We start from the raw sequence: 23154 nt of genomic DNA, 5'->3' as shown, positions 1-23154 counted from the left end.
GATTGCGGGTCGAAAAGTGAATCAACGGCTGCGCCCGAAGACGTAACCTGCTGATATCAGGAGATTTCCTTTTATCGGGGAAACTGCCAGCTGGCCTGTAAGCCGGGTTCTGTATGGCCCTCGCCCCGTACGGGGCGAGAACGTGGCGGCCATTCATCTTGGGCGCATGTTGCCATGCGCCTCACGCAACCTACCCGGACGGTGAGCCGGAAACAGCCCTCGAGGGTTTCCCCTCGCACCGCCCCTATTCGGTCTTGCTCCCGGTGGGGTTTACCGTGCCGCTCCTGTTGCCAGTCGCGCGGTGGGCTCTTACCCCACCCTTTCACCCTTGCCACGATTAGATCGTGGCGGTTTGCTTTCTGTGGCACTTTCCCTGGGGTCGCCCCCGCCGGCCATTAACCGGCACCGTGTCTCCATGGAGCCCGGACTTTCCTCACCCGCAGCCTTTCGGCTTCGCGGGTGCGGCCGCCCGGCCAGCTGGCAAGGCGTATAAAGGGGTTCAGGCCCGAAAACGCAAACGAAAAAGCAAGTTATCGCTTGTCAGGCGGGCGCTCCAAGTGCTGCCAGCTGCACCTTGACCTTGCCGCAATAGGCTGCGGACACCGGGTTCATCCGTGTGGCGCCGTGGCCGGCATTGTATTTCAGGATCGTGCCGCAGGTCGTGCCGCCGCCGAGATCCCGCGCCATGGCAAGGTACTTCATGCCGTATTTGATGTTGGTATCGGGATCGTAGAGACCCTGAACCGAACCGCTATAGCCCATCATTCTTGCCGTCGCCGGCTTGATCTGCATCAGGCCGATCTCGCCGGCGCTGCCGACCTGGTTCGGCTGGTAGTTGCTCTCGATCTTGATGACGGCATTGGCGAGCGACACCGGCACGCCGTAGCTGGCGGCATATCGCGCAATGATCGCCGAATACTGTCCGCTGCCGCCGACAACCGCCGCCTGGGGCGCTGGCCTGCTCTTCGGAGCGACTGACGCCGTTGCCATACGGTCGATGCGTTTGCGGTTACGCTTCACATGCTGTTTGGAGATTGTCTTTCTCGCAGCGGTCGGCCTTTTCGCGGAGACTGGCTTTTTCGTTCTTACCGCGGCCGCTTTTTCCACTTTTGCGGTGGTGGTCTTCTCTACTTTTGCACCACCTTTCGGCATGGCGGTTTTGCCGGCTGCGGCACTGAAGCCCTGATCGGCCCGTTGGCTCAGCGGTGCGCCGTTCGCCGCGCTGAAGGCAAAAGTCATTACGCCGGCAGCAATGGCTGCCGTTAAAACGGTCAATTTCTGCATGTGATCCTGTTCTGTTTGATCTGCACAAAGAACTTCGCGCAGATACCCTCAATCAACATCGGAACATCTGGGGGGATAGAGGTCCGACAATCTGTACGGATCGCCTTTGACGACGGAATTGGCGCCAAAGAAGGCGGCGCAAGTCACTTTAGGTAACAGATTGTAACTTTTAATCTGGGAAAAGATTATTTGAGAGAGGCTATCCTTGCGGAAGCGAGCAGCCTTTCCAGCGTGCGGATCGTCGATCCGTCAGCCATGCCATCGACCAGGCGCTGCCGGAAATGCCGCTGAAATGCCTCGACCACGATTTCGGTCTGCCGGTCGAAAGCGCCGGTGATCTCGACGCCATAACCATAGAGCGACAGCATCGACTGCAGCGCCTCGACCTCGGCGCCGGTATCATCTGGCTTCAGTACGGCGCCGCGCCGGATCGGTGCTGCCGGCACAACATGGCCGACACCGGCGGCAAACAAGGCTTTCCATGGAAATTTCTCGCCCGGATCGACCTTGCGCCCCGGTGCCACGTCGGAATGGGCGAGCACCCGCTGCGCCAGAATGGAATGGCGCTCGACAATGCCGACGCACAGGCCGATCACCGCGTCGATCTGCGGTTTTGGAAAATTGCGATAGCCGAGAGTATGCCCCGGATTGACGATCTCGATGCCGATCGAACAGGAGTTGATGTCGCTCTGTCCGAACCACCAGCTCTTGCCGGCATGCCAGGCGCGATCGCTTTCCCTTACCATCTGAACAATGCGGCCGTCCTCATGGACCAGATAGTGCGACGAGACCTCGCTTGCCGGATCGCACAACCATGCCTCGGCGCCGGCGCCGGTCGCCATGCCGGTGTAGTGCAGCACGATCATATCGGGTCTAAGCGTGCCGCGCCGCGGTCCGAAATTCGGCGATACCCTAACCTCGGCGCTCGGCTCGTCGGGCGGAAAGCCGCTCATGCGTGCCGCAGGCCTCGCTCGATCATCTCATAGGCCGCGTTGATCGCCGCCAGCCTGGTCGTCGCGATCTTGATGAATTCCTGCGGCAGGCCGCGTGCGATCAGCCGGTCCGGATGATTGTCGGAGACCAACTTGCGGTAGCGCCTGCGGACCTCCTCGAACGGCTTCCCACGCTCGATGCCGAGCACAACATAAGGATCGGCGGCGCCCAGATCGACATGCCGCGCCAGGATGCTCTGGTAGTGCGCCTCATCGATGCGGAAGATCTCGGCGATGCGATGCAGGAATTGGCGCTCGCGCTCATGCACCAGCCCGTCGGCCTTGGCGATGTGGAACAGCCCGTCGAGTATGTCCTCCAGCATCAGGCAATTCGAATGGCCCGAACCGCAAAGCTGCGCCATCCGCTCGGCATAGGTTTCGAAACCGGCAATGTCGCGTTTGGCCAAATCGTAGAGCCGCGCCACATTGCGCCTCTGTTCCTTCGGCACCTCGAATATTTCCTGGAAGGCGCGCACCTCGTCTTGGGTGACGATGCCGTCTGCCTTGGCCATCTTGGCCGACAGCGCGATCATCGCCACCGAGAAGGCGACGCGCCGGCGCAGATCGGCATCGCCGGAGAAAACCGTGCGCACGGCTTCGACCACTTCGGCGACGCCTGACGACGCTGAAGATGAAACGCGTGTGACGAAGTCGCCGAGGCGGTCCCAAATCGACATGAGGGTTTCATAGGGCCAACCGCCCATCGCTATCAAGCCAAGACAGTGCCGCAGGGGCTGGCCCAATCGATTTGGCGGAATGCCTGAGGCGGCTGGCGCTAGCGCTCACCCATGGAAAATCCGCAGACGGCAGCCTCGCCGCGCAAACGGCGAGCCTGGCGATTGGCGCCTTGGGTCGTCGTTTCGGCGCAAGTAAGGGGCGAGGCGTACTTTTCGCGTTGCGGTTACCTGCGTCGGCGCACTCGGCCGCAAAGCGCGGGTATCGTAAGCAGCAGAAAGGCCGGCGTGTGAGGCCGGCCTCTCTTGGTTGTCACATCAATTATTGCGCCGGGGCAGCCGGCGCAGGAGCGGGGGCCGGGGCCGGCTCGGCAGGTTTGTTGGCGTCAGGAGCAGCCGGCTTCATCGTCTGGTCGGATGCCGGCGGGTTAGTGCTCTGCGTCGTAGTGTTGTCGGTGCCGCTGTCGCTGCAGGCCGCAACGCCAAGCAAGGCAAGCGCCGAGACCGACGCAAGAATGAGTTTCTTCATGATATCTCTCCTCTAATCACGCCACCGTTACCGGCGACGATCGAGGACACAATGCATCAGGTCATGATGAGTTTCGTAACGTTGCGTTTCCGCGTGTAACATCAAGCGCTTGGCCGTACAAAGCGTTGAGCACTAACAGGATGCGTAAAATGAAAATGCCGGAGGCGCTGCCATGACCGCAAGATGGGATTTCTGGATCGACCGCGGCGGTACCTTCACCGACATCATCGGCCGGGACCCGGAAGGCGGGCTGCATCCCAGGAAACTCCTTTCGGAAAATCCCGAAGCCTATGCCGACGCTGCCATCCAGGGCATTCGCGAACTGCTCGGCGTCCAGCCCGGCGCCCCAATCCCTTCCGCTCTGATCGGCGACGTCAAAATGGGCACCACGGTCGCCACCAATGCGCTTCTCGAGCGCAAGGGCGACCGCGTGCTGCTGCTCATCACCAAGGGCTTCCGCGATGCGCTGAGGATTGCCTATCAGGCCAGGCCCGATATCTTTGCCAAGCAGATCATCCTTCCCGAACAGCTCTACGAGCACGTCATCGAGATAGACGAACGCGTGCGCGCCGACGGTCGTGTCGAACGCCTGCTCGACATCGCCTCCGTGCGTCCTGCCATCGAACAGGCCAAGGCTGACGGTATCGATGCGGTCGCGATCGTCTTCATGCATGCCTGGAAACATCCCGATCACGAAAAGGCGGTCGCCAAAGTCTGTCGAAAGCTCGGATTCTCGCAGGTCTCGGTCAGCCACGAGGTCTCGCCGCTGATCAAGCTGGTCGGCCGCGGCGACACCACGGTGGTCGACGCGTATCTGTCGCCGATCCTGGCAAGGTATGTGCAAAGGGTTGCGGCGGAACTGGGTGCCGCGCCAATCTCCCCCCTTGTGGGGGAGATGTCGGCGAAGCCGACAGAGGGGGGCGCTGTCCCGCCAACATCTCAGTCTGTCACGCCCCCCTCTGCCCTGCCCCCTTTGCCGCCACTTGGCATCTCCCCCACAACGGGGGAGATTGGCCAATCCCCCCGCCTTATGTTCATGATGTCGTCGGGCGGCCTCACCGCCGCCGACATGTTCCAGGGCAAGGATGCGCTGTTGTCCGGCCCGGCCGGCGGCGTCGTCGGCATGGTCGAGACGGCAAAACTCGCCGGTTTCGGCAAAGTCATCGGCTTCGACATGGGCGGCACCTCCACCGATGTCGCCCACTATGATGGCGACTACGAGCGCGCCTTCGACACCGAGGTCGCCGGCGTGCGCATCCGCGCGCCGATGATGCGCATCCACACCGTCGCCGCCGGCGGCGGCTCGATCCTGCACTATGAGGCCGGCCGCTTTCGCGCCGGGCCGGATTCGGCCGGCGCCAATCCCGGCCCGGCCGCCTACCGGCGCGGCGGTCCGCTTGCGGTCACCGACGCCAATGTCATGCTGGGAAAGCTGCAGCCCGACTTCTTTCCGGCCATTTTTGGGCCGGGCCAGGACGAACCGCTCGACGTGCGGACAGTTCGCGAGACGTTCACCGCACTTGCCGCCGAAATCGGCGACGGCCGCTCGCCGGAAGCCGTTGCCGAAGGGTTCGTCACCATCGCCGTCGAAAACATGGCCAATGCCATCAAGAAGATTTCGGTGCAGCGCGGCTACGACGTCACCGAATACCTGCTGAATTGTTTCGGCGGCGCCGGCGGCCAGCACGCTTGCCTCGTCGCCGATGCGCTCGGCATGGAGGCTGTGCTGATCCATCCCTTTTCCGGCCTGCTCTCGGCATACGGCATCGGCCTGTCCTCGGTGTTTGCGTCACGCCAGCAGGCGCTGCTGAAGCCGCTGGCGGACGATTCCGGGCCGGCGATCAACGAGCTCATCGCAACGCTGCGCAAAGCCGTCATCGACGAACTCGCCGCGCAAGGCATCACCGAAGACGCGGTCGCCTCGAAGCCGGTGCTGCAGATCCGCTATGACGGCACCGATACCGCGCTGCCTGTGAACTTTGGGCACGGCTCGATTGCGCAGGCCAAGGCGGACTTCGAACTGGCGCACAAGGCGCAGTTCGGCTTCGTCTATGACGACAAGCCGATGATCGTCGAATCGGTCGGCGTCGAAGGTACCGATACCGGCAGCACCGGCCGCGACGAAAGCGATTCATTTCTTGAACACAAGGCCGCAAGTCCTTCCGGGACGCGGAAAATTTTCGTCGACGGCATCTGGCGCGACGCTGGCATCTTCCCTCGCGAAACGCTGAAGCCCGGTAACAAGATCGCCGGCCCCGCTTTGATCATCGAGCCGAACCAGACCATCGTCGTCGAGCCCGGCTGGCAGGCCGAGATCACCGCCAAGGACCATGTACTGATGCGCCGCATCGAGAAGAAGCACCGGCAGGCCGCACTCGGCACCGAAGCCGATCCGGTGATGCTGGAGGTCTTCAATAATCTGTTCATGTCGATCGCCGAGCAGATGGGCGTAACGCTGCAGAACACCGCCTATTCGGTCAATATCAAGGAGCGGCTCGACTTCTCCTGTGCCGTTTTCGACCGGAATGGCGCGCTGGTCGCCAACGCGCCGCATATGCCGGTGCATCTCGGCTCGATGGACCGCTCGGTGGAGACCATCATCCGGCTCAATTCCGGCGACATTCACCCCGGCGACGTCTTTGCCCTGAACGCCCCTTACAATGGCGGCACGCATCTGCCTGATATCACCGTGGTGACACCGGTGTTTTCCCTCCCCCTCGAGGGGAGGGTGGCCGCGAAGCGGCCGGGTGGGGTCCTCTCAGAAGGCACCACAAATGCGTCGAGCACTGCCGCAACGACCCCCTCCGGCGGCTTCGCCGCCACCTCCCCCTCGAGGGGGGAGGAGATCCTCTTCTACGTAGCCTCGCGTGGCCACCATGCCGACATCGGCGGCACCGCGCCCGGCTCGATGACGCCGCTTGCCACTACCGTCGATGAGGAAGGTGTGCTGTTTGACAATTTCCGCATCGTCGATCGCGGCAGGTTCCGCGAGAAGGACCTGGAGACGCTGCTGACCGACCACCCCTACCCGGCGCGCAATCCGCACCAGAACATCGCCGACCTCAAGGCGCAGATCGCCGCGAACGAAAAGGGCGTCGCCGAGCTGCGCAAGATGGTCGCGCATTTCGGCCTTGGCGTCGTCGAAGCCTATATGGGCCATGTCCAGGACAATGCCGCCGAAAGCGTGCGTCGCGTAGTGGAGCGGCTGCCCGACAGTTCCGAATACGAATATCCGACCGACACCGGCCAAATGATCAAGGTGAAGATATCGGTCGACCGGCACAAGCGCGAAGCGACCGTCGACTTCACCGGCACGTCGCCAGTGATGAAGAACAATTTCAACGCGCCAGAGCCGGTCGCCCGTGCCGCGGTGCTTTATGCCTTCCGCGTCATGGTCGAAGACAACATCCCGATGAATGCCGGATGTCTGCGGCCGATCAACATCATCATTCCCGACGGCTCGATGCTGAAGCCCGCCTATCCCGCGGCAGTCGTCGCCGGTAATGTCGAGACCTCGCAGCACGTCACCAACGCGCTGTTCGGCGCGATGAGGGCAATGGCCAATGCGCAAGGCACGATGAATAATCTCACCTTCGGCAACAAGCAGTACCAGTATTATGAGACGATCTGCTCCGGTTCGCCGGCCGGCCGCATGAACAACGGTCGCGGCTTTGACGGCACCTCCGGCGCCCACACCCATATGACCAATTCGCGCCTGACCGACCCGGAAGTGCTGGAACTGCGTTTCCCGGTATTGCTCGAGGACTTTCATATCCGCGAAGGTTCCGGCGGCAAAGGCAAATGGAGCGCCGGCGACGGCACCAAGCGCACCATCCGCTTTCTTGAAAAGATGGAATGCGCGATCCTGTCCTCGCATCGCAACCGCCCGCCGCAGGGACTGGACGGAGGCGGCGATGGCGAGGCCGGCTCGACCAAGGTCCGGCGCAAGGATGGCCGCGTCGAGGTCCTGAAGGCCTGCGATCAGACCATCCTCGACGCCGGCGAGGCAGTCATCGTGACGACGCCGACGCCTGGTGGATTTGGCAAGGCCTGAACTCGCGTCAACAGGCTGTCACCGGCCTGTCATGACCCTGCGCTACCCGCTTGCGGCAAAGCAAACGGGGAATCGCCTTGCCATGACGGACATTTCTGGAGAACTGGTTTTTCGCCGCGGCAAGGAAGTTGGCAAAGCCGTCTACCAGAACCGCCCGCTGTCGAAAGCCGGCATCTCCGAGCGCTTGTTCGCGTTCCTGTTCTCCGGCCTTGTCTACCCGCAGATCTGGGAAGACCCCGAAATCGACATGGACGCGATGCAGCTCGGCAAGGGTCACCGCATCGTCACCATTGCCTCGGGCGGCTGCAACATCCTCGCCTATCTCACCCGGTCGCCGGAAAGGATCGATGCCGTCGACCTCAACACCGCCCACATCGCGCTGAACCGTATGAAGCTCGAAGCCGTCCGTCACCTGCCGTCGCAGGGCGACCTGTTCCGTTTCTTCGGCGCGGCTGAGACCGGGCACAATTCGCAGGCCTACGACCGCTTCATCGCACCGCATCTCGACCCGGTCAGCCGCCATTATTGGGAGCGCCGCAGCTGGCGCGGCCGTCGCCGCATCGCTGTCTTCGACCGCAATTTCTACCAGACCGGCCTGCTTGGCCTGTTCATCGCCATGGGCCATCGCACCGCAAAATTCTTCGGCGTCGACCCGGCCGACATCATGGACGCCAAGAGCATCGCCGATCAGCGCCGCTTCTTCGACGAAGAGCTGGCGCCGGTCTTCGAAAAACCGCTGCTGAAATGGGCGACTTCGCGAAAAGCTTCGCTGTTCGGCCTCGGCATTCCGCCGGCCCAGTACGATTCGCTGATCACCTCGGGTGACGGCACCATGGCCAGCGTGCTCAAGGCGCGGCTGGAAAAGCTCGCCTGCGATTTTCCGCTGAAGACCAACTATTTCGCCTGGCAGGCTTTTGCCCGCCGCTATCCCAATCCCGGCGAGGCCGCCCTGCCCGCCTATCTCGAAAAGCGCAACTACAAGACGATCCGCAACAATGTCGATCGCGTGGCAATCCACCATGCCAATCTGATCGAGTTCCTTGCCGGCAAGGATGCCGGTTCGGTCGACCGCTTCGTGCTGCTCGACGCACAGGACTGGATGACGGACGACCAGCTCAACGGGTTGTGGGCCGAGATCACCCGAACCGCCTCCACCGGCGCCCGCGTCATCTTCCGCACCGCAGCGGAACCCAGCCTGCTGCCCGGCCGCGTCTCGAATTCGCTGCTCGACCAGTGGCGCTACGAGAACGACGCCTCGCGCGAGTTTTCGGCGCGCGACCGCTCGGCGATCTATGGCGGCTTTCATCTCTACGTGAAGCAGGGCGCATGAGCACGACCGAGTTGCCGGCCAGCCATGCCGAGCTGATGGACGGCGTTTACCGCTGGCAGCGTCATATCTACGACCTGACCCGCAAATATTATTTGCTCGGTCGCGACCGGCTTATCGCCGGCCTGGATGTGCCGGCCGGCGGCACCGTGCTCGAGCTCGGCTGCGGCACCGGCCGCAACATCATCCTTGCCGCCCGCCGCTATCCCGGCGCGCGCTTCTTCGGCCTCGATATTTCGGCCGAGATGCTGGAGACGGCCACCGCCGCCCTTGCCCGCGAAGGCCTCTCCGGCCGCGTCACGCTGGCGCGCGGCGATGCCACGGATTTCGACGCAAAGGCGCTGTTCGGCGTCGAAAATTTCGACCGCGTCTTTGTCTCGTATTCGCTGTCGATGATCCCCGGCTGGGAGAAGACGGTATCCGCGGCTCTTGCTGCCCTGTCATCTGGCGGCTCGCTGCATATCGTCGATTTCGGCCAGCAGGAGGCCCTGCCCCGCTGGTTCCGCACGCTGCTGCGCGGCTGGCTGAAAAAATTCCATGTCGAGCCACGTCAATCGCTGCGCGCGGTTCTGGATTCGGAATCTGCAAGAACCGGTGCAAGCTTCCGTTTCCAAGCGCTTTATCGCGGCTATGCGTGGCTCGCTGTGATCGGCCTAGGTCGATAGCCAGGGTGTGTTGAGATTCAGGTCAGGCCGAGTCGAAAACGGTGGGCTCCGAGAACCGGCGCGGGGTGTACTTTTGGGTACGTGAGCACCGGCCTACGCCGGCCGTAGCCTTAACTGCCACGACCGCTCATGAGTGCTTTGGCCGGCGAAGGCCGGAAGCGCAGGAAACCGCCGTTTGCAGGCCGGTATCACCTGAATATCGATACAGCCTAATGCAGCGCCTTGACCAGCGCCGCCACCATTACCTGCGGCCGGTAGCCGAGCCTGGCCGGCGTCAGCCCGAGCCGCACCACAACCAGCTGCTCGGAGGGAATGATGGCGACCGTTTGCCCATCATGCCCCTCCATCCAGTAGGTGTCCTTGGGCAGGCCGGCGGCAATGCCGGCGCCGGGATTTTCCTCGTCGCCCGGCCCTTCGATCCATAATTGCCCCTTGCCGTAGACCTTCGAGGCAGTTGCCGGTTCCCGCATCCAGTCGACGAAGCCGGCGGGCAGGATCGCCTTGCCGTTCCAGACGCCACCCTGCAGCAGGAATTGGCCGAAGCGCGCCCAGTCGCGTGCCGTGGCATAGAGATAGGACGAGCCGACGAAGGTGCCGTGCTCGTCGGCCTCTAGCACCGCGCTCCGCATGCCGAGCGGATCGAACAGCGCGACCCTCGGCCACGCCAGCGCCTTGTCCTTGTCGCCGATCGCGTCCTGCCACAATCGGGACAGCATCACCGCCGTGCCGCTCGAATAGGAAAACACCTTGCCGACCTCGCCGGTCAGCGGCTTGGATCCGGCAAAGCCTGCCATGTCCGGTTCGAGATAGAGCATGCGCGTCACATCGGCGACGTCGCCATAATCCTCGTTGAATTCCAGTCCGCTCGACATTGCCATCATGTCGGCGAGGCTGATCACGGCACGGCCATCTGCTTGCCAGGGTCGAAACAGGCCCTGGTTGGTGATCGCCAGCTTGCCGTCCTTCATCAGCGTGCCGACGATCGCCGCATTCACCGTCTTGGTCATTGACCAGCCCAGTAGCGGGGTCTTTTCGGAAAAGCCGTCGCCATAGCGCTCTGCGACGATGCGGCCGTTCTTGACCACCACCACCGCCCGCATGCCAGCACCGGTCAATGCCGGATCGTCGAGGATTGCCGTGACCTCGGGATCCTGCGAGGCATCGGCCTTGTCGCCCTCCGGCCAGATCGCATCGGGCAGCGGCGCCGGCGTCGGTGCAACTCCCGCGACAGCCTTGGCGGCGGCAATATCGCTGTCGGGAACCGAGGCGCAGCCGAGCCCGTCGCGGGCGACCGCGACACTCTTGCCGAGCCCGCCGAACAGGCCCGCCGAAACCGTTCCCTTCTCCTTGTCCACCGACACTCTCATCAGCTTCAGCAGCGGATGGCCCGGCGCCTGCACATCGACGGCGAGCACGTCGTCGGCGTCTCGCCCTGCGATGAAGACGTTCGAACAGACGATCTTGGCCGAATAGCCGGAACCGACGCGGATCAGTTCCGGCGGCGCGAAATACAGCCAGCCGGCGAGCATCGCAGCGGCCAGCACAGCCAGGCCCAGCAGCCATTTGACGAACTTCAGAAGGATCTGCATTTTTTTCGAATTCCCCCCGAGCGCGATCTATGTCATCGATTTGCCGCCATTGTTTCGGCAAAATCGCGGCTCTTGTCGAGCGCCGTCAACCGAATATCAACCATGATCGGCGATCACGAGGGACTGGGCGATTCTGTGGGGTGATCGTCCGGCTGGGCTTGCATGCATGTGTCCCAAACTGCGCAACGGTTTGGGAATGCATGAAACGAAGATCCAGGCGCTTCGCGTAAGTCAGTTTCAAACGCGTCGCGCCCGGTCGAGGGGCCACCCGCGGAAAGACCCATCAGCGGCCGGCTGAAACCGGCTCGGGAAGTAGCGATGCGCCGTTTCGCGGTCCTCATCACGCTGATGCTGCTTGGTGCCTGCTCGACGGTCGATGATCTGACGCCATCGCTGTCGTCGTCCAGCGCCCCGACGGTTGCGGTACGCGCGCCCCGTTTTGCCGATTCCGACCCGCATGAATGGGATAGCGGCGCACCGTGGAGCTACGCCGTCCACGGCACCGACGTCTCCAAATACCAGACATCGATCGACTGGCCGGCGGCCAGGGCCAGCGGCATCTCCTTTGCCTTTATCAAGGCTACCGAAGGCGGAGACCGGTTCGATGAAGCTTTCAACGAGCATTGGAGCCGCACGAAGGCCTCGGGTATCCCCCGTGCCGCCTATCATTTCTTCTACTTTTGCACGCCGGCCGCTACCCAGGCGCGCTGGTTCATCCAGAACGTGCCCAAAGACAGTTCGGCGATGCCGCCCGTTCTCGACATGGAATGGAACCCGAAATCGCCGACCTGCAAGCTGCGGCCAGATTCCGCCACGGTACGCAGCGAGATGAGCACATTCCTCAAAATCGTCGAAAAACACTACGGCAAGAAGCCGATCATCTACACGTCGGTCGACTTCTTCGAAGATAATGGTCTATCGGGTTTCCGGGCCTACCCCTACTGGCTGCGCTCCGTCGCCGGGCACCCGCGCCAGAAATACGGCAGCCATCCATTCACCTTCTGGCAGTATACCGGAACGGGCGTCGTGCCGGGCATGGCCGGAAACGCCGACATCAACGTCTTCAACGGCTCCGAAGCCGCCTGGAAGAAGTGGTTGCGGCAGAACACCCGTTGACACCAGGCCTGCCGCCTGCTTTTCGACACAGCCAATGACGAATACCCGCAACCGCTGGTAATCTTCTCGGAAGGATGGCGATGCGATCGCGCTTTGGAATTCTCGCGGCGCTGCTCCTGACCGCCGTGCCGGCCGCGGCACAGCAATGCGGCGGCGATTTCGAGGCATGGAAGCAGGGCGTGGCGGCGGAGGCCAGGGCGGCCGGCGTCGGCGCTGCCGGCCTTGATGCGCTGGAAAACGCCACCCTCGATGAGAAGGCGCTGGCACGCGACCGCGCCCAGGGCGTCTTCACCCAGACCTTCATCGAATTCTCGAACCGCATGATCTCGTCGCATCGACTGAAGCAAGGCGCGGCCAATCTGCAAAAATATGCCGAGATCTTTGCCCGCGCCGATCGCGAATTCGGCGTCCAGGCGCCGGTCATCGCTGCTTTCTGGGCCCTGGAAACCGATTTTGGCGCCGTGCAAGGCGATTTCCACACACTGAACGCACTGGTCAGCCTCTCGCATGACTGCCGCCGCCCGCAGTTGTTCCGGCCGCAGATCGTGCCGCTGCTGATGCTGATCGATCGCGGCGTGGTGCCGGCCGACGTGACCGGTGCCTGGGCCGGCGAGATCGGCCAGACGCAGATGTTGCCTTCCGACTATCTCGGCCACGGCGTGGACGGCGACGGCAATGGCCTGGTCGACCTGCGCGGCAGCGCGCCTGATGTGATCATGAGCACGGCCAGCAAGATCCAGTCGCGCGGCTGGAAGCGCGACCAGCCCTGGATCGAGGAAGTCCGTGTGCCCGACGATTTGCCGTGGGAGCAGACGGGACGCACCAACAAGCTGCCGTTGATGCAATGGACCCAGTGGGGCGTTACCAGGCCCGACGGTACGCCGCTTCTCGACAACGGCCTGAAGGCCGGCCTGGCGCTGCCCATGGGTCGCAAGGGGCCAGCCTTCCTGACCTACGACAATTTCGACGTCTATCTCGAGTGGAACCAATCCTTCACCTATGCCCTGACCGCGGCAAATCTTGCCGCCCGGCTGGGGGGCGCGCCGCGATTCGATCCGCGCAACCCGGAACCCGGCCTCAACGGCGACCAGATGAAGGCGCTACAGACCAAGCTCGAGGCGAAAGGCTATGACGTCGGCACCGTCGACGGCATTTTAGGCACCAACACCCGCGAAGCGATCCGCAAGGAGCAGATGCGGCTGGGCCTGCCGGTCGACGGCTGGCCGACGCTCGAGCTGCTGGCGGGGCTGTGAGGGCGGTGAATGGTGAATGGTGAATGGTGAAAAGAATAGCACCGGAGCCGCACTGAACACCAGAGCTACTACTATTCACTATTCACTATTCACATCACCGCCTGGCAAGCAAGAAATCGATGAAGGCTCGCAGCGGCGCGGGAACCTGCCGGGAACTTGCGTGATATAGATAAAAACCCGGAAATCTCGGCGACCAGGCTTCGAGAAAGCGGATGAGCTTTCCCGCTTCGATCCACGGCCGGACCTGGTATTCCAGCATGTACGCCACGCCGACCCCATCCAGAACCGCCCCGATCATCAGGTCCGTATCGTTGACCGTCAGGCCACCGCTGACGGCCACTTCCAGGGCACGTTGGCCTCGGGCGAACTCCCACCGGTAGAGATTGCCGCCGCTCGGCCACTGGAAATTGATGCACTGGTGCTGATGCAGGTCCGCGGGGTGACGGGGTATCGGGTGATGCTGCAGATACCTCGGCGCCGCCACTGCAGCCATCTCGAGCTCCTCGCTGAGCTTCACAGCCACCATATCCTTGTGCAGCCGCTCACCCAGTCTGATTCCAGCATCGAAGCGGCCCTCGACGATGTCGGTGAGCATGTCGTCGACAATGATTGTGAGGGCGATATCGGGATAGGCGCGGCGGAAATCGCCGAGGATCGGCGCGATGAAACGCGTGGCGGCGATGCGCGGAACATTGATGCGCAGCGAGCCTGCTGGCCGGCCGCGTGATGCATGCGCGTCCGCGACGGCGCCTTCCAGTTCGCCGAATGCCGGTGCGATGCGGGCAAACAGCTTCTCGCCCTCAGCGGTCGGCGACATGCTGCGCGTGGTGCGGTTAAGCAGGCGGACACCGAGACGCTCTTCCAGCCCACGTATCGTCTGGCTGAGTGCTGGAGGCGAAATCCTGAGCTTGGCCGCGGCGCGGACAAAGCTTCCCTCTTCGATGATTGCTGCAAATGCCGTGAGTTCGGAAAACTCGCTTCCTCGCATTATGTACCTCAGGCTTAACAAGTCAGTTAGATAATAGGCTATTCTCTGAGCAATAGCACGCCCCTAGCTTTTCCCCGGAACGCCGCTCGATCGAGGCGGCCGTAGCCAGACGAAGGAACAGCCATGCATCGTCCACTCGAAGGCAAGACCGCACTTGTGACCGGCAGCTCGCGCGGCATCGGACGCGCCATCGCCGAGGGGCTCGCGGCCAAGGGTGCTGCCGTGGTCGTCAACTATGTCGGCAACGAGAAAGCAGCCAGGGAAGTCGTTGCCGCCATTGAAGGGATTGGCGGAAAAGCCGTCGCCATGCAGGCGGACGTCTCCAGCATCCCCGACATTCGCAAGTTGTTCGACGAAACCGAACGGCAGATGGGGCCGATTGACATCGTCGTAGCCAATGTCGGCGTCGCCGTCATAAAGCCGCTCGTCGAGGCCACCGAAGCGGACTTCGATCATGTGTTCGGGGCCAATGCCAAGGGCACCTTCTTCACGCTTCAGGAAGCGGCGCGCCGCGTTCGCGACGGTGGCCGCATCATTGCCGTCTCCACCGGTGGAACGAAGATGTTCTTCACGCACACGGCGCTTTATCTCGGCAGTAAGGGAGCCGTCGAGCAGTTCGTCCGCGTCCTCTCGCGCGAACTCGGCCCGCGCGCCGTTACCGTGAATGCGCTTTCGCCAGGCTTCACCGACACCGACCTGCTTCCGGAGCGGGACCGGGCCGTGGCCGCCGGCATGTCGCCCTTCGGCCGGATCGGAGGGCCGCGCGACGTCGCCGATGTCGCGGTTTTCCTGGCTTCGGACGAAGCTCGCTGGCTGACCGGCGAGAACATCCAGGCCGGCGGCGGAGTAGCCTGACTGAATGGTGAAGGTGAATGGTGAATGGTGAATGGTGAATGGTGAATGGTGAATGGTGAATGGTGAATGGTGAATGGTGAAAAGAACAACACCTGAGCCGCGCAGAGCACAAGAGCTACTACTATTCACTATTCACTATTCACTATTCACTATTCACTAATCCGCCATCGTCTCGAGGCTGGCGAACCCTTGCGGCGCGTCGCCTTCGTCGAATGGCGTTGCCACCTCGACGAAGGTGTCGGGATAGAAGCCGTTGAACCGTGTCCTGAGCGACAGCGAGTAGGCGCCGATATGGCCGATCTCTATCCAGTCGCCGGTATCGACGGTTTCGGGCAGCCAGAACGGCCGCGACAATATATCGACGGAATCGCAGGTCGCGCCGCAGACCTTGAAGGGCACGATGGTCTTGTCCTCGCCATTGCGCGAGCGGATCGCCGGATCGGGGATGAAGCGCGCCGGCAGCGTGATCTTGCCGGTCCATGAATCCGACAGCGACGCCCAGATGCCGTCATTGATGTAGAGCCTTTTGCCCTTGCGCAGCAGCACGCGCACGATCAGCGACAGGCAGCGCGCCACGATCACCCGGCCGGGCTCGGCCACCAGCGGCATCTGGTCGAATTGGTACTCCTGGAGGTCGCCCGATAATCGCGACATGATCTGGCCGAGCGACGGCATCTCCGGCTTGCGGCTGTTCGGGTCATGGCCATATTCGGCCGGAAAGCCGCCGCCGACATCGAGCCCGGCAATGTCGAAACCGACGCGGTTGCGCACCCAGTCGGCCGAAGCCAGCGCCCGCTCATAGGTGTCGGGATCCTCGATCTGGCTGCCGACGTGAAAGCACAGCCCGACCTTGTAGCCGGTTCGGTTCAGCCGTTCGGCGAGTTCCACCGCATTGGCCGGTCCGGCGCCGAACTTCTTCGACAGTTCGTAGGCCGCCGAGCCTTTCGTCTGGATGCGCACGAACACGGTGATCGCGCCCGGATCGATGTCGAGCGCCCGCACCACCCTGGTCAGCTTGGTGATCTCGTCCTCATGGTCGAGCGAAATGACGCGAATGGCGTACTTTTCCAGCGCCAGCCTGATGTCCGACTGCGCCTTGACCGGGTGCATGTAGAGCATCTCGGCGTCCGGCGAGACGGCGCGCACGGCAGCGAATTCGCCGGGCGAGGCCACATCGAAGGCGCTGACGCCGGCCTCGACCAGTGCGTTGAGCACGATCTGCTCGCCATTGGTCTTGACCGCATAGGCGGTCTTGCCGGGAAACATGCCCATGAACTGTTTGGCGTCCGCCTTCAGCACCTGCGGGCGGAAGCAATAGATCGGATCGTCCGGGCGCAGCGCCAGCGCTGCCTCGCGGGCATTTTCGAATCGCTGCATGGACGAATCCCTTGACTGAGGCTGCGCACAATTAATCCAAGCTAGCGGCTAATGAAAACAATTCTATGTCTCGCCGCCCCGGCTTCGCGGCGCTACGCCTTTCTGTACGCCGGTTATGGGCGAGCTAGGCCATCGCTCAGGTTTCGGGTGGCCCTTGCGGCCGGATCGGGTATGGCGTGAACAGACGCCTGAAGAGCAAGGCATCTCGTCTGGGAGGACGACCAATGGCGATAGCTGCCACCACCACGATGCGCGGGCCGATGGTGCTCAAGGACTGGGCGCAGCTTCTGCTGCTCGGCGCCATCTGGGGCGGTTCGTTCTTCTTTGCCCGCATTGCGGTGGCGGAACTTCCTCCGCTGGTGCTGGTGCTGTTCCGCGTCACCATCGCGGCGGCGGCACTTCAGCTCTATCTTGCGGTTCGCGGCCCATCCTTTCGCCTCGCTTTGCCGCATGCCGGCCTGTTCTTCCTGCTGGCGCTCGCCAACAATGTCATCCCTTTCTCGCTGATCTTTGCCGGCCAGACCGAGCTTGGCGCCGGCGTCGCCTCGGTGCTCAATTCGACGACGCCGTTCTGGACGCTGATCCTCGCCAACGCCCTGACCAGCGACGAAAAGCTGTCGTGGAACAAGCTTGCCGGCATCGCCCTCGGTATCGCGGGAACGGCGGTGATGATCGGTCCCGGCCTCGTCGCCGGGCTCGGCGGCCCGGTCTGGGCGAAATTCGCGCTCATCGGAGCGTCACTATCCTATGCGGTTGCGCTGATGATTGCCCGCCGCTTCAAGGGTGTGCCGTCACCGGTCATTGCCACCGGACAATTGACTTGCTCGACCATCATCATGATCCCGGTCGTTCTGTTCACCTACGGGACCGCCAATCTGTTCTCGGCTTCGCCGCCGGTCTGGGCGGCGGTGCTGGCGCTGGCGCTGCTGTCGACCGCCTTCGCCTATATCCTCTATTTCAACCTTGTCGCCTCGGCCGGCGCCACCAACGCCTCGCTGGTCACGCTCATCGTGCCGGCCAGTGCCATCCTGCTCGGCTTCCTGTTCCTGGGCGAGTGGCTCGAACTGTTCGAATTGGGCGGCATGGCGCTGATTGCGCTTGGCCTCGTCACCATCGACGGTCGCCTGTTCGGGCGGCGTTAGAGATGGCGCTATATGGGCGTGATCGCCGGAACAGATGAACCCTGCCATTCCAGACGCCAGAGACCGCCTTGCCGGAGATTCTGAACGAGATCTGGATGGAAGGCGGCAAGGCAGGTCCCGCCAACATGTCTCACGGAAGGATAGATAAAACCGGTCGCGGCGTCTTGCTTGCGGAGTTGCTTCGCCAGCGCCTGCCCGGCAGGATAGGCTAAGGCAGTATCCGGATCGAGCACCGGGTCCTTGCTGAACTCAGCGCCGCGCAGATCGTGAAACGAGCCTATGAAGTCGGCAACGAGCTCCGCATAGTCGGTGACGTTTTCGAACCGTTCGATCGCGGCAAGCTCGCGCGTCAGATGAAACGAGACCTCGCCGAGCGCGGTTTCCGCATCGAACGCACAGTACCAGACGCCCCTGGCATCATCGTTGAAACGATTGCCGCCCGGACGGGTGTAAGCGAACGCCGCATTGATGAAGGTGTAGCCCGGTCTCCCGAAAACCAGTTCGCGCGGATCGAGGTCGGGCAATCCCCCTTGCTGCGCCTGAAGACGGCCGCTGGTGGCCCCTTCGAGTTCCGCAAGGTCCTCCAAATCTCCATGATTCCTGGCCAACGGCATCAGGACCGGTTCCTTGAGCCTGCCTGTCGAAATCAGCCGGATCGGGTCGCGCTGGGAAATGTCAGCGCGCGGCGGGATCGGCATTCAAAGTCCACCGCGCAAAGCGTCGATATGTTGGCGAACCTGCAGCAGCTTCGGAATGCCGCCCTCGATCATTACGTCCAGGGGGCGCCGGCCACCATAAAGCGGCCCTTTGTTCGGCAACCGCACCCATTCATCGGCAAGCGCTTCGGAGAACAGAAGCCGCAGTCCCTTGAAGATGCCGATCAGGGCGCTGATGCGTGTCAGCGAATCCTGGGAGAGAACGCCCTCCCACTCGCCTTTCTTCATGCGGAACCAGGTTCTCTCCGACACGTCGCCGATCAAGGTACAGATCTCGGCGCTGGTCAGATGCCAGATGTCTGCGAGCCTGACGATGCCGGCAACAGCCGCTGGCGTGAGCCGCGCCCGTGCCGAGGCATCCGCCAGATTTGCCGGCAAAGCCTGATTTGCAGGATCGCGAACCGCATAAGCGACACTCATTCCGACCTCCATCACTTGGCAGTCAATATACTGCCAATTGGCAGAAAATTCAAGTCCTGGCTATCTCACAACGCTGCCGATTGCCCACCGCATTCGTATAGCGTGCGTATAGCGTGCAGCATCCGGTTGGATGCGCAAAGGATGCGTCGAATCTTCAGTCGGTCCGAAAATCGATTCCGATTTCCGCCGCGGTAGCGCTGCCATTCTCGTTGCTGCCCCGGCTTTGCCACAAATTATTCACAGGTCCCGGGCCGGCTTTTGACAAAGAGTTTCAATGCCTAACGGCAAACGGCAGGTCGCAAATTCCACAATCTCGTCGCATTGCAGCAAAGTTTCTGCTTGCCTGTGGCACAAATGACCCTAGACTCTCGCCATAGCTCTTTAAGAGGAGGCTATGACATGGGACTGACGAGGCCGATCAACGCATTGATGATTTGTGCTGCGTTTGCATTCATCGGCGCCCTCATTATGGGCGTCCTTCCATAAGGCCGCTGAGCGGGGGAAGACCAGCACAGAATATTCCAAACCATTGAAAAGGCCGGGCATTTTGCCCGGCCCTTTTGCATTCCCCCGATCTTTGACATTTCAAAAAGTGCCTGCCGCCTTACGCCGCGGCTGATCCCGCCGCCTCGACTTCGTGCGACCTGATGCCGATCATGTGGCAAATGGCAAAGACCAGATCGGCCCGGTTCATCGTGTAGAAGTGGAAATCGCCGACGCCGCGCTCGACAAGGTCCAGCACCTGCTCGGCCGCCACGGCAGATGCCACCAGCGCATGCGTTTGCGGATCGTTCTGCAGCCCATCGAAACGCTCGGCCAGCCATGCCGGCACCAAGGCGCCGCACCGCGCCGAGAAGTTGGCGACCTGGGTGAAATTGTGCACCGGCAATATGCCCGGCACGATCGGTATGTAGATGCCGGCCCGCCGTGCCCGCTCGACATAGCGCTCATAGAGATCGTTGTCGAAGAAGAACTGGGTGATCGCCCGCGTCGCGCCGTTGTCGGCCTTGCGCTTCAGCATGTCGAAGTCGGTGGCGAAATCCGGGCTTTCCGGATGCTTTTCCGGATAGGCCGAGACCGATATGTCGAAATCGCCGGCGCCCTTCAGCGCATCAACCAGTTCGGCGCCATTGGCATAGCCTTCCGGATGCGGCCGGTAGGCCGCGCCGACGCCCTCGGCCGGATCGCCGCGCAGAGCGACGAAACGCTTGACGCCCATATCGGCGAACTCCCGGATCACCGCATCGACCTCGTGACGCGCCGCATCGACGCAAGTCATGTGCGCTGCCGGCGTCAGCGTCGTTTCATTGAGGATGCGCTTGACGGTGCGGGCCGTCCGCTCGCGGGTCGAACCACCGGCGCCATAGGTGACCGAGACGAATTTCGGCTTGAGCGGCTCAAGCCGGGTGACCGTGTCCCACAGCCTTGCTTCCATCTCATCGTTTTTCGGCGGAAAGAACTCGAACGAAACCCTGACCTTGTCGCCGATGTCGGGGCGGCGGGAGAAGCGGAACTGGTTCATCAGGCGGTTTCCCCTATCGGATACGCATTGGCCGGTTGTCTGTCGTTGGAAGGCTCGGCAATCAGCATGCGCCGATCGCGGCCGAGCCAGAGTTTGACGGTGAGCTTGGCCTCGTTGCCGCCGCGCGGCTCGAATTCCTGGCTGTCCTCGAGATCGAGGCCAGCCTCGGAAAACCAGTCGCCGATTTGCCGGTCGGAAAAGCCGAGACGCATATGCGCGTGCTCCTCGCGCAAGAACTCCAGCGTGTGCGGCGCGAAATCGACGATCACCAGCCGGCCGGCCGGGCGCAACAGCCGTGCCGCCTCGCGGATGGCGCGGGCAGGATCGTCGAGATAATGCAGCACCTGATGGATGGTAACGAGATCGAAGGCGTCGCGCTCGACCGGCGGCGCAAAAATATCGCCCTGCCGCACCTGCGCATTCGAAACGCCGGCCTTGTCGAGATTGGCGCGCGCCACCGTCAGCATCTCGCGCGACATATCGATGCCGACACCGCGCCGATAGAGCGGCGAAAAGATCTCGAGCAGGCGCCCGGTGCCGGTGCCGAGATCGAGCATCGACTGGAACGGCCGCTTGCCGACGAGCTTTACGAGTGCTGCTTCGACCGCGCGGTCCGGCACGTGCAGCGAACGGATATGGTCCCAGCTTGCGGCGTTGACCGAGAAGTATTGGGCGGCCCGGTCCTGCCGCTTGCGCTTGACCGCGGCCAGCCGTTCGAGATCACGCTCGACCTGTGGATCGGCGCCGCGGATGCCGGAGACCAGCCTGAGCACGAAATCGCGCGACGTGTCGGAATCCGAAAGCCGGAAGAAGGCCCACGAGCCCTCCTGGTAGCGGCCGATCAGCCCGGCCTCCAGCAGCAATTTCAAATGGCGCGAGACGCGGGGCTGCGACTGGCCGAGGATTTCGGTGAGATCGGAAACGGTTAGATCGCCGCGCGACAGCAGCGCCAATATACGCAGCCGGCTGGATTCGGCTGCCGCCTTCAACGTATCTACCATCGTGTCGAGAGCGACATGCATGCGAGCATTCTCTTTGAAAAGATATAAACATATGTTTATGTCGATTTTGATAGGCTTGCAAGCGCTATGTCGCTTCCGGACAAGAAAATGACGCATGCGTGGCGGATCGCGCAAAGCCGCAAGCATCGAGGCGAGAACCATGTTCGAAACGCGCAGCGGCGAAAAGCTTCTGGAAACCGACCCGGAAACGATGCCGCCGGATGGCCATGTCGTCTTCATCGGCCGCATCGCTTCGCCTTGGACGACACGGGAAACCTGCCCCAAAAACATGAGGGCCGCGCGGGAGACAGGACAGCCGGCGCACTTGGTCATCGACCCGCTCTACCGGGATGGCCTGCTTGGGCTGGAACGCGCCAGCCACGTGATCATCCTGTCCTGGCTGCACCATGCGCCGCGGCAACTGATTGTCCAGAAACCCCGCCATGCAGTTGAACCGAAGGGCGTCTTTTCACTGCGCTCCCCTGCCCGGCCGAACCCAATTGGGCTGCATGTAGCCAGGCTGGTTGCCGTCGACATCGATATCGGCCGCATCGATCTCGACGCCATCGACGTGCTCGACGGCACGCCGGTCATCGACATCAAGCCCTATTTCGCTTCGACCGATGCCTTCGCCGAGGCGACCATGGCCGGGCGGGACGAGTCACCCAGATCGGATGAGCAGTGAGCGCCCCGACCGGCCGCCGCCGCGCCATCGCCAAGGCACTGACAGCGCTCCTGCCGCTGGCGCCCTATGCCGACATGGAAAAGATCCGTGCCGATGCCGGCGCCGTGCATATGAAGACCTTGCCACCGAGCATTGCCGTATGGCTGGCGACAATAGCCCACATCCGCCATATGCACACCGACTACGAAAAGCTGCTGGCCGAAGGCTATGACCGCGATTCCGCGCGCTTCTTCGTCATCGAACAGACCAACATCGTGCTCACCCGCTGGCGCGCCACCCGCTTGCTCGACGATGGCGATGAGGCATAGAGCGATGCAAGCACACGCGTCGAGTTCTACGCTCTTCACCATTGTGATTGGCGAAATCCAGGGATGACAGCCAATCTCGAAAGTTGCAGGACTGAACGAGGCGCTAAACTAGCGTGCCAGCAAGCTCAAGGCAGTCGCGACGATGTCGGCGACCGGACGCGTGCCATCCAAGGTTATTGCCGCCTCGTCCGTCGCTGGCGCCTCCAGCGTGGCGAACTGGCTGTCGACCAGGCTTGCCGGCATGAAGTGGCCCTTGCGATTGCCGACGCGCCGCATCGCCGTTGCCGGGTCGATCTCCAAATAGACGAAAACGATATCCGGGCAAAAGCCGCGCAGGCGATCGCGATAGCTGCGCTTCAGCGCCGAGCAGGCGGCGACCACACGTTGCCCGCTTGCGATCGACGCGGCCATGCGCTGGCCGATCGCGTCGAGCCAGCCTGCGCGCAGCGCGTCGGTAAGCGGTTGTCCGCTCGCCATGCGCGCGACGTTTTCGGGCGGATGCAGCCTGTCGCCTTCGATAAAGAGGGCGCCCAATGCCGCTGCAAGCGCTTCGCCGACGACCGACTTGCCGCAGCCGGCAACGCCCATCACCACGATGGCGGGTATCGTTCGAACAGTGCTCGCCGGCTTATATGACACGTCGTTCCCGGTCATGCA

Annotated in this window: 21 protein-coding genes and 1 other RNA gene; 9 read left to right on the top strand and 13 right to left on the bottom strand. The window is 62.6% G+C overall.

The genetic code is table 11. The features are described 5' to 3' along the window. Positions 1-82: 82 nt before the first annotated feature. The 5 genes from rnpB to NKH89_RS10910 form a co-directional block, all read right to left on the bottom strand. An RNA gene (gene rnpB, locus NKH89_RS10930) (RNase P RNA component class A) lies at positions 83-481 on the bottom strand. Positions 482-540: 59 nt separating this feature from the next. Then, complete coding sequence (locus NKH89_RS10925) at positions 541-1284, bottom strand: lytic transglycosylase domain-containing protein (RefSeq protein ID WP_352481544.1); 744 nt, start codon at positions 1282-1284, stop codon at positions 541-543. A gap of 185 nt (positions 1285-1469) precedes the next feature. Further along, on the bottom strand, positions 1470-2237 hold the full coding sequence (locus NKH89_RS10920; protein WP_352481545.1) for an N-acetylmuramoyl-L-alanine amidase: 768 nt from the start codon (positions 2235-2237) through the stop codon (positions 1470-1472). Beyond that, a complete protein-coding gene (locus tag NKH89_RS10915) occupies positions 2234-2953 on the bottom strand; it encodes a J domain-containing protein (RefSeq protein ID WP_023721214.1) in 720 nt (239 codons plus the stop codon). Before NKH89_RS10915 ends, NKH89_RS10920 begins: the two co-directional genes overlap by 4 nt. Before the next feature lie 319 nt (positions 2954-3272). Beyond that, positions 3273-3479 carry a hypothetical protein gene (locus tag NKH89_RS10910; protein ID WP_023721215.1) on the bottom strand — a complete coding sequence of 69 codons (207 nt, stop codon included), beginning with the start codon at positions 3477-3479 and terminating at the stop codon, positions 3273-3275. 172 nt (positions 3480-3651) lie between these two features. Between NKH89_RS10910 and NKH89_RS10905 the strand changes: the two genes are divergently transcribed. From NKH89_RS10905 to NKH89_RS10895, 3 genes are read left to right on the top strand one after another with little or no spacing between them, the layout of a single operon-like run. Continuing rightward, positions 3652-7533, top strand: coding sequence for a hydantoinase B/oxoprolinase family protein (locus tag NKH89_RS10905; RefSeq protein WP_352908852.1), 3882 nt, complete (start codon positions 3652-3654; stop codon positions 7531-7533). Between the two features lie 31 nt (positions 7534-7564). Beyond that, a complete protein-coding gene (locus NKH89_RS10900; protein WP_031194591.1) occupies positions 7565-8863 on the top strand; it encodes a BtaA family protein in 1299 nt (432 codons plus the stop codon). Next, positions 8860-9525, top strand: a complete 666-nt coding sequence (locus NKH89_RS10895) for a class I SAM-dependent methyltransferase (RefSeq protein WP_023721217.1) — start codon at positions 8860-8862, stop codon at positions 9523-9525. The genes NKH89_RS10900 and NKH89_RS10895 overlap by 4 nt, the downstream gene beginning before the upstream one ends. Before the next feature lie 209 nt (positions 9526-9734). Here the strand turns inward: NKH89_RS10895 and NKH89_RS10890 are convergent, their stop codons facing one another. Then, entirely contained in the window at positions 9735-11114 is a 1380-nt protein-coding gene (locus tag NKH89_RS10890) for a serine hydrolase domain-containing protein (RefSeq protein ID WP_023721218.1), read from the bottom strand. 318 nt (positions 11115-11432) lie between these two features. Between NKH89_RS10890 and NKH89_RS10885 the strand changes: the two genes are divergently transcribed. Continuing rightward, positions 11433-12230 carry a glycoside hydrolase family 25 protein gene (locus NKH89_RS10885; RefSeq protein WP_023721219.1) on the top strand — a complete coding sequence of 266 codons (798 nt, stop codon included), beginning with the start codon at positions 11433-11435 and terminating at the stop codon, positions 12228-12230. Positions 12231-12310: 80 nt separating this feature from the next. Continuing rightward, on the top strand, positions 12311-13483 hold the full coding sequence (locus NKH89_RS10880) for a lytic murein transglycosylase (RefSeq protein ID WP_023721220.1): 1173 nt from the start codon (positions 12311-12313) through the stop codon (positions 13481-13483). Between the two features lie 94 nt (positions 13484-13577). Here NKH89_RS10880 and NKH89_RS10875 read toward each other — a convergent pair whose 3' ends face one another. After that, entirely contained in the window at positions 13578-14471 is an 894-nt protein-coding gene (locus NKH89_RS10875) for a LysR family transcriptional regulator (protein ID WP_023721221.1), read from the bottom strand. A gap of 123 nt (positions 14472-14594) precedes the next feature. Between NKH89_RS10875 and NKH89_RS10870 the strand changes: the two genes are divergently transcribed. After that, entirely contained in the window at positions 14595-15326 is a 732-nt protein-coding gene (locus tag NKH89_RS10870; RefSeq protein ID WP_352908850.1) for an SDR family oxidoreductase, read from the top strand. Positions 15327-15482: 156 nt separating this feature from the next. On the opposite strand, the gene NKH89_RS10865 is transcribed toward NKH89_RS10870, so the two are convergent. Beyond that, positions 15483-16703, bottom strand: coding sequence for an alanine racemase (locus tag NKH89_RS10865; RefSeq protein WP_023721223.1), 1221 nt, complete (start codon positions 16701-16703; stop codon positions 15483-15485). 224 nt (positions 16704-16927) lie between these two features. On the opposite strand from NKH89_RS10865, the gene NKH89_RS10860 reads away from it, so the two are divergent. Then, positions 16928-17845, top strand: coding sequence for a DMT family transporter (locus tag NKH89_RS10860; RefSeq protein ID WP_352495785.1), 918 nt, complete (start codon positions 16928-16930; stop codon positions 17843-17845). An 8-nt stretch (positions 17846-17853) separates the two neighbouring features. On the opposite strand, the gene NKH89_RS10855 is transcribed toward NKH89_RS10860, so the two are convergent. From NKH89_RS10855 to NKH89_RS10840, 4 genes are all read right to left on the bottom strand, one after another. Continuing rightward, the gene (locus tag NKH89_RS10855) at positions 17854-18459 is read right to left on the bottom strand and encodes an RES family NAD+ phosphorylase (RefSeq protein ID WP_352908849.1); all 606 of its coding nucleotides are present in this window, start codon (positions 18457-18459) and stop codon (positions 17854-17856) included. An 84-nt stretch (positions 18460-18543) separates the two neighbouring features. Beyond that, positions 18544-18981, bottom strand: coding sequence for an antitoxin Xre/MbcA/ParS toxin-binding domain-containing protein (locus NKH89_RS10850; RefSeq protein ID WP_352495783.1), 438 nt, complete (start codon positions 18979-18981; stop codon positions 18544-18546). Between the two features lie 604 nt (positions 18982-19585). Then, positions 19586-20503 carry a methylenetetrahydrofolate reductase [NAD(P)H] gene (gene metF / locus NKH89_RS10845; RefSeq protein WP_023676795.1) on the bottom strand — a complete coding sequence of 306 codons (918 nt, stop codon included), beginning with the start codon at positions 20501-20503 and terminating at the stop codon, positions 19586-19588. Beyond that, on the bottom strand, positions 20503-21525 hold the full coding sequence (locus NKH89_RS10840) for an ArsR/SmtB family transcription factor (protein WP_352717169.1): 1023 nt from the start codon (positions 21523-21525) through the stop codon (positions 20503-20505). Before NKH89_RS10840 ends, metF begins: the two co-directional genes overlap by 1 nt. Before the next feature lie 139 nt (positions 21526-21664). Between NKH89_RS10840 and tsaA the strand changes: the two genes are divergently transcribed. Both tsaA and NKH89_RS10830 read left to right on the top strand, forming a co-directional pair. Beyond that, entirely contained in the window at positions 21665-22189 is a 525-nt protein-coding gene (gene tsaA, locus NKH89_RS10835; RefSeq protein ID WP_352495781.1) for a tRNA (N6-threonylcarbamoyladenosine(37)-N6)-methyltransferase TrmO, read from the top strand. Further along, positions 22186-22497: a DUF2293 domain-containing protein gene (locus NKH89_RS10830; RefSeq protein ID WP_352481556.1), complete on the top strand. Its 312-nt coding sequence runs from the start codon at positions 22186-22188 to the stop codon at positions 22495-22497. Before tsaA ends, NKH89_RS10830 begins: the two co-directional genes overlap by 4 nt. A gap of 108 nt (positions 22498-22605) precedes the next feature. Here the strand turns inward: NKH89_RS10830 and NKH89_RS10825 are convergent, their stop codons facing one another. After that, complete coding sequence (locus tag NKH89_RS10825; RefSeq protein ID WP_352495780.1) at positions 22606-23151, bottom strand: gluconokinase; 546 nt, start codon at positions 23149-23151, stop codon at positions 22606-22608. Positions 23152-23154 lie beyond the last annotated feature (3 nt).

It is taken from the genome of Mesorhizobium sp. M0923, assembly GCF_040319365.1.
Lineage (GTDB): Bacteria > Pseudomonadota > Alphaproteobacteria > Rhizobiales > Rhizobiaceae > Mesorhizobium.
This window is presented reverse-complemented; position numbering and strand designations above follow the sequence as displayed.

What these genes read in the sequence shown, in the direction of transcription:
- NKH89_RS10860 (WP_352495785.1), top strand. Translation starts at nt 16,928, where the DNA reads ATGGCGATAGCTGCCACCACCACGATGCGCGGGCCGATGGTGCTCAAG.
- metF (WP_023676795.1), bottom strand. Translation starts at nt 20,503, where the DNA reads ATGAACCAGTTCCGCTTCTCCCGCCGCCCCGACATCGGCGACAAGGTC.
- NKH89_RS10875 (WP_023721221.1), bottom strand. Translation starts at nt 14,471, where the DNA reads ATGCGAGGAAGCGAGTTTTCCGAACTCACGGCATTTGCAGCAATCATC.
- NKH89_RS10885 (WP_023721219.1), top strand. Translation starts at nt 11,433, where the DNA reads ATGCGCCGTTTCGCGGTCCTCATCACGCTGATGCTGCTTGGTGCCTGC.
- NKH89_RS10900 (WP_031194591.1), top strand. Translation starts at nt 7,565, where the DNA reads ATGACCCTGCGCTACCCGCTTGCGGCAAAGCAAACGGGGAATCGCCTT.
- NKH89_RS10855 (WP_352908849.1), bottom strand. Translation starts at nt 18,459, where the DNA reads ATGCCGTTGGCCAGGAATCATGGAGATTTGGAGGACCTTGCGGAACTC.
- NKH89_RS10910 (WP_023721215.1), bottom strand. Translation starts at nt 3,479, where the DNA reads ATGAAGAAACTCATTCTTGCGTCGGTCTCGGCGCTTGCCTTGCTTGGC.
- NKH89_RS10865 (WP_023721223.1), bottom strand. Translation starts at nt 16,703, where the DNA reads ATGCAGCGATTCGAAAATGCCCGCGAGGCAGCGCTGGCGCTGCGCCCG.
- NKH89_RS10920 (WP_352481545.1), bottom strand. Translation starts at nt 2,237, where the DNA reads ATGAGCGGCTTTCCGCCCGACGAGCCGAGCGCCGAGGTTAGGGTATCG.
- NKH89_RS10915 (WP_023721214.1), bottom strand. Translation starts at nt 2,953, where the DNA reads ATGTCGATTTGGGACCGCCTCGGCGACTTCGTCACACGCGTTTCATCT.
- tsaA (WP_352495781.1), top strand. Translation starts at nt 21,665, where the DNA reads ATGTTCGAAACGCGCAGCGGCGAAAAGCTTCTGGAAACCGACCCGGAA.
- NKH89_RS10905 (WP_352908852.1), top strand. Translation starts at nt 3,652, where the DNA reads ATGACCGCAAGATGGGATTTCTGGATCGACCGCGGCGGTACCTTCACC.
- NKH89_RS10840 (WP_352717169.1), bottom strand. Translation starts at nt 21,525, where the DNA reads ATGCATGTCGCTCTCGACACGATGGTAGATACGTTGAAGGCGGCAGCC.
- NKH89_RS10870 (WP_352908850.1), top strand. Translation starts at nt 14,595, where the DNA reads ATGCATCGTCCACTCGAAGGCAAGACCGCACTTGTGACCGGCAGCTCG.
- NKH89_RS10850 (WP_352495783.1), bottom strand. Translation starts at nt 18,981, where the DNA reads ATGAGTGTCGCTTATGCGGTTCGCGATCCTGCAAATCAGGCTTTGCCG.
- NKH89_RS10925 (WP_352481544.1), bottom strand. Translation starts at nt 1,284, where the DNA reads ATGCAGAAATTGACCGTTTTAACGGCAGCCATTGCTGCCGGCGTAATG.
- NKH89_RS10890 (WP_023721218.1), bottom strand. Translation starts at nt 11,114, where the DNA reads ATGCAGATCCTTCTGAAGTTCGTCAAATGGCTGCTGGGCCTGGCTGTG.
- NKH89_RS10880 (WP_023721220.1), top strand. Translation starts at nt 12,311, where the DNA reads ATGCGATCGCGCTTTGGAATTCTCGCGGCGCTGCTCCTGACCGCCGTG.
- NKH89_RS10825 (WP_352495780.1), bottom strand. Translation starts at nt 23,151, where the DNA reads ATGACCGGGAACGACGTGTCATATAAGCCGGCGAGCACTGTTCGAACG.
- NKH89_RS10895 (WP_023721217.1), top strand. Translation starts at nt 8,860, where the DNA reads ATGAGCACGACCGAGTTGCCGGCCAGCCATGCCGAGCTGATGGACGGC.